Genomic DNA, 13,473 nt, shown 5'->3' on the forward strand with positions numbered 1-13,473 from the left:
GGCCTTATTTATTCTGTCTGTAATCAATTTAACACTGCAATTTTAACGTTGCATTCTTGGCCTTTTACTTTTTTGAGGCTGTGAACCAGAAGGTTTTGGCTTAAATACTTTCTTTGGTGCTTCTTCAGCGCTTTGTTTCACTGTAATTACATTTCCCTTAAATGTTTCACCATTTAGCATAGAAATAATATTGCTAGCATCTGATTGATTGAGCACTTCTATAAACGCATAACCCTTACATTTTCCGGTTGCTCTATCTCTAACAATTTTTATGGTTTCAATTTTACCATGTAGGCTGATAAAAATTGCCAGATCCATTTCCTGGATATTATCTGCTAAACCACCGACAAAAAGCTTAATCATATTAAGAAAGTTAATTTAAGGATAATTTTAATTATTAATATGTCTTGATAACTACCTTTTATATTAATAATGTTGCAAAATAAGCAATATTAAAGCAGAAACAAATGTAATTGTCCTCTTTTTTTGCAAAACTTATTGAATTATAGTAGTTTAATATTGTTTGAAAAATCAGTAAGGCGATTTATTTGTGCTGAAGGTTCAACATCTCTTTAAATACGCTTTACTACTAATCATTTTATTTGGTATTGACTATCACCCCAGATATTTAAAATTTATAATCGATCGCCGCTTCTAATCAGAATAGATGAACTTTAGATTACTTTTTCAAGAAGAATGAGTTCTTTCTCTAAGAGCCAGCATGCTTCAATCGGCTTGAAAGTGGGTTTTTGATATTACGGCAAGGAATTTGTTAAGGATTAGGAAAAAATAAGATTATGAAAATATACAAATCATTCCCATTAGTGCTTCTGGCAATTGTACTGGTATCTGGTTGTGTTAGCAACAAAAAATATACAGAGTTGCAGGATACTTATGCTAAACTCAGAGAACGGAACCAGGAGCTGAGTAATAAATATCAGGATAGCCAAAGAGAATTAACTGGCGCAACCAGCAGGGTTAAAAGTTTAGAAGAGCAAATTGCATCAGAAAAAGCAAATGTAACGGCCCTTCAAGATGCATTGAACAAATGTTTAAGTTCAAGCAGCCAGGGAAATGTTAACATTTCGAAATTGGTTGATGAAATCAATAGTTCAAATAAATACATCAAACAATTGGTGAATGCGAAGAACAAAAGCGACTCACTCAACATGGTGTTAACAAATAACTTAACCCGCTCATTAAGTAGGGAAGAATTGAGTGATGTTGATGTTCAAGTATTAAAAGGCGTAGTGTACATCTCTCTGGCCGACAATATGTTATATAAATCAGGTGGATTTGAAGTAAGCGATAAAGCAGGAGAAACCCTAAGTAAAATCGCTAAAATTATTCAGGATTACAGTTCTTATGATGTACTAATCGAAGGTAACACAGATAATGTTCCAATTTCGCAGCCTAATATTCGCAACAATTGGGATTTAAGTGCTTTACGTGCTTCTTCTGTTGTTCAGGTATTGCAAAATAAATATTCTGTTGATCCAAAACGCTTGACAGCAGGTGGTAGAGGAGAATACAATCCGGTAGCTGATAATAGCACACCAGCTGGTAAGGCTAAAAATAGACGTACTCAAATTATCATTACCCCTAAATTAGATCAATTCATGGATCTGATTGGGAAAGCACCCGAAGCATCTCAAAAATAAAATAACGAATCAGTTAAATTAAGAGCCTGGTCATTTTGAAGTGCAGGCTCTTTTTTTATCACAAATTCTATCAAACTCATAACTATTGCAACCTACTCAATAAAAAATTTCATCTGCTTCAAAATTCCTTCAAACATTTTCTATCCTTTAGCGATTGTTCATATACAAAATTATGGAAGAGCTAATCAATCAATTAAAAAAATATTTAGGAAACAGGGTTGAAGAAGTGCGAAGCAAAGGACCTGCCGAGGTGGAAATAGTTATCGGGGAAATGGAAGATGTTGATCAGATTTCGACTGATCTTAAAACTCATATTGGAGGAATTGTAGATGGAATCACGTTAGCAAAAATTGATTTTGTTACCCCCGAAGGAAAGGAACTTTACAGCTTTGCGCTAAACCAATAACATCAGGTATTATGAAAATAGATATCCGAAAGCGAAGCATTGGTTTGAATTTTTTGGAAGGTAATAAAGTCGAAATCTGGCTTTGGGCTCCAAATGCTAATAATGTATTGTTATTTATTCCAGAAAAAGAGTTAGAAATACCATTATTGAAACAAAATTTTGGTTATTGGTATGCGCTCTCATCCCATATTTCCGAGGGTGATCAATACTCTTTTAAAATCTGGCAATCGGGTGAAACGGAAGACGATCTTTCTGCTGCAAAACCCATCACAAGAGCAGATCCTGCATCAATTTACCAAAAAGATGGCATCTCCGGAATGTCAACTGCGTTAAATTTGAAATCATTCCATTGGACAGATACAGATTGGAAGGGTGTTTCGTTAGAAGATTATATTATCTACGAGCTTCACACTGGTACTTTTACTCCTGATGGAGATTTTAAATCCATTGAAAACAAGCTGGATTATTTAGTTGATTTGGGCATAAATGCGATCGAAATCATGCCTGTGGCACAATTTCCTGGCAACCGAAATTGGGGTTACGATGGTGTATATCCCTTTGCTGTACAAAATACCTATGGCGGACCAAAAGAATTACAGCATCTGGTAAACCTTTGTCACGAAAAGGGCATTGCAGTGATTTTGGATGTAGTTTACAATCATTTAGGACCGGAAGGAAATTACTTCAGCGATTTTGGTGCCTATTTTACCGATAAATATCATACTCCCTGGGGCAGCGCAATCAATCTTGATGATGAAAAATGCGATCCCGTAAGGCAGTATTATATCGAAAACGTATTGATGTGGTTCCGCGATTTTCACATTGATGCATTGAGACTAGATGCCGTTCATGCGATTAAAGATGGAAGTGCCAAGCACATTTTAAGAGAAATTAAGGAAAACGTAAACCTTCTTTCTGAAACTGTTGGCAGGGATTTCAACCTTATAGTTGAACTTGATTTAAATGATAATAAATACATCAATCCAATAGAGCAGGGTGGTTACGGCATGGATGCACAATGGATCGACGAATTCCATCATGCGCTTCGTGTAACTGCCGGTCAAGCGAAATACGGCTATTATTCTGATTTCGATGGAATTGAGCATTTGGGTAAAGCTTTAACTGATGCCTACGTATATGATGGTCAGTTTTCGACTCATCGAGAAAAGTGCTTTGGAACAAAAGCCAAAGACAATCCTGGAAAGCAATTTATCGTTTTCTCTCAAAACCACGATCAGGTAGGCAATAGAATGCTTGGTGAGCGTACAAGCCAGCTGGTAAGTTTTGAAATGCTAAAGCTGATGGCTGCCACTGTGTTTGTGAGCCCTTATTTACCACTCATTTTTATGGGTGAAGAATACGCTGAAGAAAATCCATTTATGTTTTTTATCTCACATATTGACGAAGAACTGGTTGGGCTGGTAAGGGAAGGGAGAAAAAGAGAATTTGCCGCATTCCATAACGGTGAAGAAGTTCCTGATCCGCAAAGTGAGGAAACATTTAATCATTCAAAACTAAATTGGCAAAGCCAGATTCAGGGCAAACATCAGATCATGCATGCATTTTACAAGGCAATTATAAAGCTGCGAAAGTCCTCACCTGCATTGGCCCATCTTGACCGTCAACAATTAAAAGTTGATGTTTATCGAGATCAAAATTGTTTAACGATGATCCGATGGCATCAAAAACAAAAAGTATTATGCGCATTAAATTTTTCAAAGCAACAGCAAGTTTTGCCAGTCTCAAATGGATTGGATTATAACCTCGTTTTAAATTCTGCAGCCAATCAGTGGGGAGGAAACGACAATAACGATGTAGATTTTACTGATAATAAGCTCACTATTTTTCCAGAATCGATCCTAATTTTTAGTAGCCAAAATGTTTAAACCAACTTCAACATATCGCATTCAATTTCATAAAGAGTTTAATTTTAAATCATTAAATAACATCATTCCGTATTTACAAAAACTAGGGATCGATACCATTTATGCCTCACCGATATTTGAAGCTGTTGAGGGTAGCACTCATGGTTATGATGTTGTAAATCCACTTCGGGTGAACCCAGAAATTGGTACCGAGGATGAATTGTTAGAAATCTCCACAGGACTAAAGGCGGCCAAAATTAGCTGGATTCAGGATATTGTTCCTAATCATATGGCATTCTCACCAAAAAATAAATGGTTAATGGATGTCTTGAAAAATGGGAGCATGTCAAAATATGCCTCTTTTTTTGATATCGATATTTCGAATGACCAAAAACTGATGGTACCTTTTTTAGGTTCAGATCTGGAAGATGCTATTGAAAGCTCAGCGTTAAAATTAATCAAAATTAAAGGTGAATACTTTCTCAACAATGGAGATTCAAACTGGCCTTTAAATATAGTTAGTCAGGAAAGGCTTGCTGGTAAAAATGAGGATGAAATCATCGACAAGAAGCTGATTAAAGAAATTGCGAATGAGCAGTTTTATCGCCTGTATAACTGGCAAGAAACAAATCATACCATCAATTACAGAAGGTTTTTTACGGTAAATGCACTAATCTGTTTGAATATTCAGGATCAGGAAAACTTCGACATTTACCATGAATACATTTTAGAGCTAGTTAAAAAGGATATTTTTCAAGGTCTACGCATTGATCATATTGATGGACTTTATGATCCAAAAGGCTATTTAGAAAGATTGAGAAAGGTTGTTGGTGATGAAGTTTATATTGTTGTAGAGAAGATTTTGGAACGAGATGAACAATTGCCGTCCGATTGGCCGGTACAAGGCAACACAGGATATGACTTTTTGGCCATGACAAATAATCTATTCACCAACCAAACGAATAGGGGCAAGTTCGATGAAATTTATAAAGAAATCACTGGCAAAAATCTTGATCCAAAAATATTAATAAATGAAAAAAAAGAAACTTTCCTGTTTCAATACATGCAAGGAGAGCTAAACAATTTATTTGATTTATTTACTGATTTAAAGCTTCTTTCAACTGAAGAAATTGACAGGGTTAAACCTGAAAAATTAAAACGGGCAATCGCAGAGCTATTGATTCAAATGCCTGTTTATCGCTATTACAATTACAATTTTCCACTTCCAGACAACGATAGCGAAAATTTAAAAGCGTTATTGGATATCGCTGCAAATCAGGAAGGCTTAAAAGAAGCGACTTTAGCTTTAAAACAGATGTTTTTAGCGGTACCATTACATTCGGATGCTGAATATAATGGCAAACTGAGCAAATTTTACCAGCGGTTAATGCAATTTAGCGGGCCGTTAATGGCTAAAGGGGTAGAAGATACCGTAATGTTTACCTATAATCGTTTTGTTGGGCACTCGGAAGTTGGCGATGCACCCGATGCATTTGGTTTCAGTGTCACCGAATTCCATCAGAAAATGGTTGATCGACAGTTGCATTGGCCATTGTCGTTAAACGGAAGTTCTACTCACGATACCAAGAAGGGAGAAGACTTTCGAGCTAGAATAAATGTACTTACTGATCTTCCTAAGGTATGGCAGGTAGCCATTCAGGATTTCAGTTCAGCGATAAAAAACTCCGAAAAACTAAACGAAATCTATAAGTTAATCCACAACAATGATTTTTATCTTATTTTTCAGACTATTTTAGGCGCTATCCCTTATCCCGGCGAGGATGCAGATGAGTTTGATAATCGTTTGGTTCAGTTTATAGAAAAGGCCTTAAGAGAAGCCAAGAAAAGATCTGATTGGGCAGAACCGAATGAAGAATATGAAAAACTATTACAGGATTTCGCACTTCTGTTAATTGATGAAAATGAAGAAAGCTTCGCCATAATTTCGAAACTTCTCTATCGCATTGCAGATTTTGGAATTCTAAATAGTTTGTCTCAACTGGTTTTGAAATTCGTTTGTCCAGGTATTCCGGATGTTTACCAGGGAACAGAACTTTGGGACTTGAGCTTGGTTGATCCAGACAATCGCAGGCCGGTTGATTATGAAAAACGGAATCAGTTTATACAAGAAGAATCATCACTAAAAGAACTTTGGTCTTCAAGGTATTCCGGGAAAATCAAATTATGGTTAACTAAAAAACTCATCAATTTTAGAAAAGAAAATCAGGATCTTTTCACTCAAGGGGATTATGTTCCGTTAAAAGTAGAAGGTACTTATCACGATAATATTTTAGCTTTTGCTCGTAAATACAAGGATAGATATGTTGTTATTGCGGTTCCTTTAGGTTTAGCAACGATAAGCAAAGCTGAAGAAATTGTGGAATTTAATTGGTTAGATACCCAGATTATACTTCCGAAAGAGTTTCCTACTAGCTGGCGCAATATTATAACTGAAAAAGATGAAGTAAAAGATATCCTAAATGAAAATTTTTTGGTCAACCAGTTATTTGGTGAATTGCAAATTGGTTTAATTGAGTTAAAAAGCAAACCCATTGAGCGATCTGCTGGTATCCTGATGCACATTACTTCCTTGCCTTCTAAATACGGAATTGGTGATTTTGGATCTGAAGCCAATAGATTTGTCGATTTTTTAGCAGAAACAAACCAACAATACTGGCAAATATTACCACTAAATCCCACGAAAGTTGGAAATGGCTATAGTCCATACTCAAGCAATTCGGCTAAGGCGGGTAATATTTTACTAATTGATTTAGAACAATTGGTAGACGAAGGTGGGCTTACGGTTGATGATTTGAGCGCTTCCGTTTTGCCTTTCGAAGATGAAGTTGAATTTTCTCAAGTCGAGGAGGCAAAATTCAAGTTGCTCAAAAAAGCTTACAAAGCTTTTAAAAAGAACAAAACGGAAAATACTGACTTAGAATTTTTCAACTTCTGTACCAAAGAAAGAGAATGGCTTGACGATTTTGGTTTATATACCGCTATAAAAAATCATCATCAACAATTAGAATGGTATAATTGGCGGGCAGAATTTAAAAAAAGGGAAACGAAACAAATCGATGTTTTTCGTAGTGAATTTGCTGAAGAAATTGACGAGGTAAAATGGCAGCAGTATGTATTTTTTAAGCAGTGGCATAAACTCAAAGATTATTCAAACTCAAAGGGTATTAAAATAATTGGAGATTTGCCATTTTATTTAGATTATGATTCTGTGGAAGTTTGGTCTGATCCCGAGCTTTTTAAATTGGATGCTAATTTGAAACCCACGTTTGTAGCTGGTGTTCCTCCAGATTACTTTAATGAGAATGGCCAATTATGGGGGATGCCTGTTTTTAACTGGACTGTACTGGAAAGTAGTAATTATGAGTGGTGGATTAAAAGGTTACAGAAGAATATGGAAATGTTCGATCTGCTCCGTTTAGACCACTTTATTGCTTTTTCGTCCTATTGGGAAATACCTGCAGATAGAGAAAATGCTATTAACGGGAAATGGGAAAAAGGAGGGGGCGAAAATTTCTTTAAGGTAATTAAAGCGAAATTTCCAGACATGCCTTTCATTGCCGAAGATTTGGGGGAAATAAGCACCGAAGTAGAGCAGCTTAGGGATGAATTTAAATTGCCTGGAATGAAAGTACTACAGTTCGCTTTTGGAAGTGATCTTTCTGCATCTTCGCATATTCCGCATAACTTTACAAGCCAAAATTGTATCGTGTATTCTGGTACACATGATAATAATACATTAGTTGGTTGGTATGAGAAAGATGTAGACCAACAAACAAAAGAGCGCATAACAAGATATTTTGATCGCCAAATTGATGAAAAGGAAATTCATAAGGAATTTATCAGACTTGCATTTTCATCGACTGCTAAAATAGCCATTGTGCCGATCCAGGATGTTTTAGGTTTAAATGAAGAAGCAAGAATGAATATTCCAGGTAACGCAAATGGCAACTGGTTATGGCGATTGGATCTGGAAAAGCTCAAAGCAATCAAACATTGGCTTGCAGATATTACTTCAACTTACGGCAGAACAAAATAACGTGGATACATTCACGCAAAGTGCTTGATGTCCTTCTTGTCCAGGTAAACGAAAATATCATTTAAAGTAACGCATCTGGTTGCTCTGATCGCTGATTTAAGTACTTCCGTTGTGATTCCAAGCCTAATGGTCCAATAAATTAGATCTTTTTCTTCGGAAATACTTACAATTTCTGTTTTTTGGTTAGTTGTTGAAGGTGAATTATTCATAATAACATTTTTTTTAGTATTTATTAAACAATAATTAAGAAATGTAGCTTTAAATTCTAAGTTAGTAATTATTTTGTCTATTTATTGTGCCCTGTGAAACTTTTTTCGAAATTTTTCAGGTTAATTGCTCTCGGTAATTTTTTATCTCTTTGCATATTGACATCTTATTATAGCTAAAGTTGTTCAAAATCAAATATAATGTATTTTTAATTCTACATATTTAATTATTTTCGTCGAATTTTTAGGATGATATAAATGAGTAAATTGAGAGTAGGAACTATTGTCTACATTGACAGCGAGAAACAATCGGGCGTAATCGTAGACGAGAATGCTCAAGATATTACATTTAGTATGGAATTCGTTAATGACTTTGTGAAGGTGGATGATCAGGTTTCTTTCGAAATTACATTAGACGATAGTTTAAAAGCCATCAATATCTCAATTCTTTAGATAAATAGTTTCTATATCTCTTCTCCACTCTCAAATATTTCTAAATCGAAAAGGATTTTAACAGCAATTCATCAAACCTGATATTATGAACTCCACATTCTAAAACTTTTTCTTATTATTGTTATTCATTATTCCCTAATATCTAATTTACGGCTCAAAACATTTTCCACGTCCCTAAATTTTTAAAATGAATCCCGAAGAAATCTATAATGCAGATAAGTGGTTAGCGTATGGCGGATTTTCACCTTTAATTACTGTCTTTCGTACCTTTCACGTTTTGTCTCCCGAAATTGAACAGATCATAAACGAGCAAACATTTCCGGTAGCTTTTAAAAAAAACAAATTTATTTCATCTCCATTACATCGTAATAAATTCATCTTTTTATTGTTAAAGGGAGTTGCCAGGGGGTATATGAAGGAGGAAGATAAAGAAATAACCACCTGGATTGCAAAGGAACATGAACTTGTGGGCAACATCAGAAACTTGTGGGATGAGCAGCAGCCAACAGAAGAGTATGTACAAGCTTTGGAAGACGTAGAGGCTATTGCTGTTCCGCATGCGATGTCGAGGCAACTTTATAATAACTTCGAAATTGCCAATTATGTAGGAAGAAAGATGACACAAATCCATTACTTATCTGCCTGCGAAAGGGCTTATATATCTAGATTGCAGTCAGCTGAAAAGAGATACAAGCGTTTTTCGCAGAGCTACCCTGAACTGGTCAATCGTGTACCACTAAAATATATTGCATCTTTTCTGTGCATGCGATTGGAGACTTTAAGTAGATTGAGGACTAAAATCTCAGCTGAAAGTTAATAAAGCTAATCAGTCCTTCTTATAGTCTTATTTATTCAGCCGATATTTTAAGTATTTATACGTTTTTTTAAGCCTTAATCCATTTAATTTTTACTTCCAATGTTGCAATTGTGCAAGAAAAATACGCTGATCGTTAAAAAGATAAGAATTAAATTTCTATAAACTGTTATAATTCAGTTTGTTAAGATGTGTCCAAGCTCAAATATCTGATTTTTACCATTTAATACTTCTTGATTATCTTTTTTTAAAAATTTATATATATTTGTTCTTACCCTTTCGAGGGTATGTTTTTCATAGGTAGATGTAGGGTCAGAACGTTGTTCTGGCCCTTTTTTATAGTCGCTAATTCTATTTATAAAACGCTAATTTTGTACTATGAATAAAAAGAAAGTTGTAGTTGCGGTAACAGGAGCAAGCGGTTCAATTTATGCAAAGGTATTGTTTGATAAGCTGGCACAATTAAGCGATCAGATTGCAGCAGTTGGGGTAGTGATGAGCGATAATGCTAAAGAGGTTTGGCAGTTCGAACTCGGAAACCAAGATTACAGCAGCTATCAAGACTTTACTTTTTATAATAAAAACGATTTTAATGCACCATTCGCCTCTGGGTCAGCAAAATACGATACTATGATAATTGTTCCATGCTCAATGGGTACATTAGGTCGAATCGCTCACGGCATCTCGAATGACTTAATTTCGAGAGCTGCAGATGTGGTATTAAAAGAACGAAGAAAACTAATTGCAGTGGTTCGGGATACGCCATTCAGCTTAATCCATATCAATAACATGAAAGTGGTTACAGAAGCAGGAGGAATCATATGTCCGGCAAATCCATCGTTTTACAGCCTTCCAAAAACAATTGAAGAAGTAGCTGGAACTGTAATTAGCCGGGTGCTAGACTTGGCCGGTTTTGAGCAAAAAAGTTACCGCTGGAATGAAAAACAATAGAATTTGATGTTTTGATTTTTATGGGAGCAGCCTGCTGTCGAATGTTGATTCACTGTAATTTACTTGATATCTCAAATCTCATATTCCAATACTCTAATCTATTTTCCTATCTTTGCAGGCTCAATGAAAAAGGTCGCATTTTATACATTAGGTTGTAAATTAAATTTCTCTGAAACTTCCACAATCGGTCGGTTGTTTACCGATGCGGGCTATGCTGTTGTCGAATTTCAGGATCAGGCCGACGTTTATGTAATCAATACTTGCTCTGTTACCGAACACGCTGATAAAAAATGCCGTAAAGTTGTTAAAGAAGCTTTAAAATATTCACCAAATGCATTCGTGACGATTGTTGGTTGTTATGCACAGCTGAAACCGCAGGAAATTGCCGAAATTGAAGGTGTTGATATGGTTTTGGGCGCTGCGGAAAAATTTAGAATTGTTGATTTCATCACCGACTTAACGAAAAATCCTAAAGCTATAGTTCACCAACAAAACATTGAAAAGGTAAATCATAACTTCATTGCATCATATTCTATCGGAGATAGAACTCGAACATTCTTAAAAGTTCAGGATGGTTGCGATTATCCATGCACTTATTGTACAATTCCATTAGCTCGTGGCGCTAGTCGTAGCGATACTATTGAAAATGTAGTAAGTAGAGCGAGGATGATAGCAGAAAGTGGTGTTAAAGAAATTGTACTGACCGGCGTTAATCTTGGCGATTTTGGTATCCGTAATGGCGAACGCGAAGATAAATTTTTTGACTTGGTTAAAGCTTTGGACGAAGTCGATGGTATTGAAAGAATTCGTATTTCCTCTATAGAACCGAATCTATTGAGTAATGAAATTATTGAATTTGTTTCTACTTCGAAACGTTTTGTTCCACATTTTCATATCCCGTTACAATCTGGTTCTGATAAAATTTTAGGTCTAATGCGCCGTCGCTACCGTACAGATTTGTATGTAGAGCGTGTTGCTAAAATTAAAGAAGTAATGCCTCATTGCTGTATCGGCGTTGATGTTATTGTAGGTTTTCCTGGAGAAACAAAAGAGGACTTTCTCGACACTTACCGGTTTCTGAACCAGTTAGATATTAGCTACTTGCATGTTTTTACTTACTCTGAGCGTGAATTAACAGTAGCTGCTGAAATGGCTGGTGTTGTTCCCGGAAGTCAAAGAAACGAACGGAGTAAAATGCTCCATATTCTTTCTGATAAGAAACGCAGAGCTTTCTACGAATCGCAAATTGGAAGCGAGGCTGAAGTGCTTTTTGAAGCTGATCAAAAAATGGGTTACATGCATGGGTTTACCAAAAACTATGTTAAAGTACGTGCCAAATACGATCCCATTATGGTTAATGAACTTAAGGCTGTCAAGCTTTTGGAAATGACAGCTGATGGAGAAGTTGAAGTGGCTGAACTGGAAACTACATACGCACATCATTAAACTGAATTTAATTTTCTAGAGAGCAATCTATAGGCTGCTTTTAACGCTACCCGGGCTATCTGCTAAATCTTTTGCAAATTTTCAGTAATTAATATAAGTGAATGAAACAAAAAGGATATCGCTGCTATCCGGTCTATACACCCAAAAAATTGCTATAAACTCTGGTATGATCCCCTCGTTAAGCCAAGAATTACTTGGTTACGTAATCTAAACGTGATCGAAGCGAACATGAGCAACAGCCTTTTTCTGGCTGCTGGCGAATAAAGTGTAGAGCAGGACAGAGGCAACCGATTTGAGCCGAAGGTTGCTTTCCAAATCATAACAAATCTTCAATGTAGTAACAGAATCTTTCAATTTAACATTGCTAATTAAGAGTTACGCCATACCTTTCAGCTTTGGTCTTTCTTTCCTATCTTCGCAACAAATTATTTTTATGTTTCCTACCGTTTCGCATTTTTTAGAATATCTATTTGGTATTAATTTGCCATTGCCATTTAACACTTTTGGCGTTTTTGTTGCCATTGCATTTATAGCAGGTTATTGGGCTTTCACTAAAGAATTGAAACGCAAAGAAGCACTGGGAATTCTTCATCCAATAAAGAAAACCATTGTTATTGGTACACCCGCTACCACATCAGAAATTGTAATGAATGCACTTTTTGGCTTCATTATCGGTTATAAGCTGGTTTATGCACTTCTAAATTATTCACTTTTTGTAAGTGATGCTCAATCTATTTTAATGTCTACCAAGGGGAACATTATTGGGGGGGTATTTTTTGCTTGTCTGTTTGCTTACTGGGATTATAAAGAGAAGGATAAAAACAAGTTAGGTAAGCCGAAAGAGACGCAGGTTACGGTTCATCCGTATCAATTAATGAGTAATTTAATTGTTTGGGCTGCCATTTGGGGTTTTTTGGGTGCTAAATTTTTCGATAATTTAGAGTATTGGGATGATTTTGTTAAAAATCCAATTGAGAGATTGTTATCTTTTAGTGGCCTCACCTTTTATGGCGGTTTAATTTGTGGCGGTGCAGCAGTACTTATCATTGCCAAAAGAAATGGAATAAAACCTTTACACATGCTGGATGTTGGCGGGCCGGGTATGATGCTGGCTTACGCTGTTGGCCGTATTGGTTGTCATTTATCTGGCGATGGCGATTGGGGAATTGTAAATTCAAATCCGAAACCATTTTCTTGGTTGCCAGACTGGATGTGGTCTTATACTTACCCAAACAATGTGGTGGGGGAAGGGATTCCGATTCCGGGCTGTACTGGCAAATTTTGTAGCGAGCTTGCACAAGGAGTATATCCAACACCGTTATATGAAGTAATTGTTTGTCTTATTCTTTTTGCATTTCTATGGAGCATCCGTGATAAAATAAAAGCACCAGGATTAATGTTCGGTATTTATATGATTTTGAATGGAATAGAACGTTTCTGTATTGAATTGATTCGTGTAAATTCAAAATATCATGTATTCGGTTTGAGGTTTACTCAGGCTGAAATGATTTCTACCTTTTTAGTGGTTGGCGGTATTGCCTTAAGTATTTATGCTTTAAGGAATAAGAATAAACTAGCCTAAATTCCTTGCCAAAAATTCATTTTAAATCCAAC

At 35.9% G+C, this 13,473-nt stretch carries 11 protein-coding genes; 9 read left to right on the forward strand and 2 right to left on the reverse strand.

Going from position 1 to position 13,473, the window contains the following annotated elements:
• Positions 1 to 42: 42 nt before the first annotated feature.
• Positions 43 to 363, reverse strand: coding sequence for an RNA recognition motif domain-containing protein (locus OQZ33_RS11815; RefSeq protein ID WP_056849966.1), 321 nt, complete (start codon positions 361 to 363; stop codon positions 43 to 45).
• 434 nt (positions 364 to 797) lie between these two features.
• On the opposite strand from OQZ33_RS11815, the gene OQZ33_RS11820 reads away from it, so the two are divergent.
• The 4 genes from OQZ33_RS11820 (at position 798) to treY (ending at position 7,989) form a co-directional block, all read left to right on the forward strand.
• Entirely contained in the window at positions 798 to 1,661 is an 864-nt protein-coding gene (locus tag OQZ33_RS11820) for an OmpA family protein (protein ID WP_265799233.1), read from the forward strand.
• Positions 1,662 to 1,833: 172 nt separating this feature from the next.
• A complete protein-coding gene (locus OQZ33_RS11825) occupies positions 1,834 to 2,067 on the forward strand; it encodes a hypothetical protein (RefSeq protein WP_265799234.1) in 234 nt (77 codons plus the stop codon).
• 11 nt (positions 2,068 to 2,078) lie between these two features.
• Positions 2,079 to 3,953, forward strand: coding sequence for a malto-oligosyltrehalose trehalohydrolase (gene treZ / locus OQZ33_RS11830; RefSeq protein WP_265799235.1), 1,875 nt, complete (start codon positions 2,079 to 2,081; stop codon positions 3,951 to 3,953).
• Positions 3,946 to 7,989, forward strand: coding sequence for a malto-oligosyltrehalose synthase (gene treY / locus OQZ33_RS11835; protein ID WP_265799236.1), 4,044 nt, complete (start codon positions 3,946 to 3,948; stop codon positions 7,987 to 7,989). Before treZ ends, treY begins: the two co-directional genes overlap by 8 nt.
• 11 nt (positions 7,990 to 8,000) lie before the next feature.
• Here treY and OQZ33_RS11840 read toward each other — a convergent pair whose 3' ends face one another.
• Positions 8,001 to 8,198, reverse strand: a complete 198-nt coding sequence (locus tag OQZ33_RS11840; RefSeq protein WP_265799237.1) for a hypothetical protein — start codon at positions 8,196 to 8,198, stop codon at positions 8,001 to 8,003.
• Positions 8,199 to 8,453: 255 nt separating this feature from the next.
• Here OQZ33_RS11840 and OQZ33_RS11845 point away from each other — a divergent pair, with 255 nt between their 5' ends.
• The 5 genes from OQZ33_RS11845 (at position 8,454) to OQZ33_RS11865 (ending at position 13,441) form a co-directional block, all read left to right on the forward strand.
• Positions 8,454 to 8,648, forward strand: a complete 195-nt coding sequence (locus tag OQZ33_RS11845; RefSeq protein WP_265799238.1) for a hypothetical protein — start codon at positions 8,454 to 8,456, stop codon at positions 8,646 to 8,648.
• A gap of 187 nt (positions 8,649 to 8,835) precedes the next feature.
• The gene (locus tag OQZ33_RS11850; RefSeq protein WP_265799239.1) at positions 8,836 to 9,465 is read left to right on the forward strand and encodes a Crp/Fnr family transcriptional regulator; all 630 of its coding nucleotides are present in this window, start codon (positions 8,836 to 8,838) and stop codon (positions 9,463 to 9,465) included.
• Between the two features lie 375 nt (positions 9,466 to 9,840).
• Complete coding sequence (locus OQZ33_RS11855) at positions 9,841 to 10,413, forward strand: UbiX family flavin prenyltransferase (RefSeq protein ID WP_265799240.1); 573 nt, start codon at positions 9,841 to 9,843, stop codon at positions 10,411 to 10,413.
• Between the two features lie 123 nt (positions 10,414 to 10,536).
• Positions 10,537 to 11,859 carry a tRNA (N(6)-L-threonylcarbamoyladenosine(37)-C(2))-methylthiotransferase MtaB gene (gene mtaB, locus OQZ33_RS11860; RefSeq protein ID WP_265799241.1) on the forward strand — a complete coding sequence of 441 codons (1,323 nt, stop codon included), beginning with the start codon at positions 10,537 to 10,539 and terminating at the stop codon, positions 11,857 to 11,859.
• A gap of 433 nt (positions 11,860 to 12,292) precedes the next feature.
• Entirely contained in the window at positions 12,293 to 13,441 is a 1,149-nt protein-coding gene (locus tag OQZ33_RS11865; protein ID WP_265799242.1) for a prolipoprotein diacylglyceryl transferase, read from the forward strand.
• Positions 13,442 to 13,473: the final 32 nt, after the last annotated feature.

This window comes from Pedobacter sp. MC2016-05 (assembly GCF_026239735.1).
Lineage (GTDB): Bacteria > Bacteroidota > Bacteroidia > Sphingobacteriales > Sphingobacteriaceae > Pedobacter.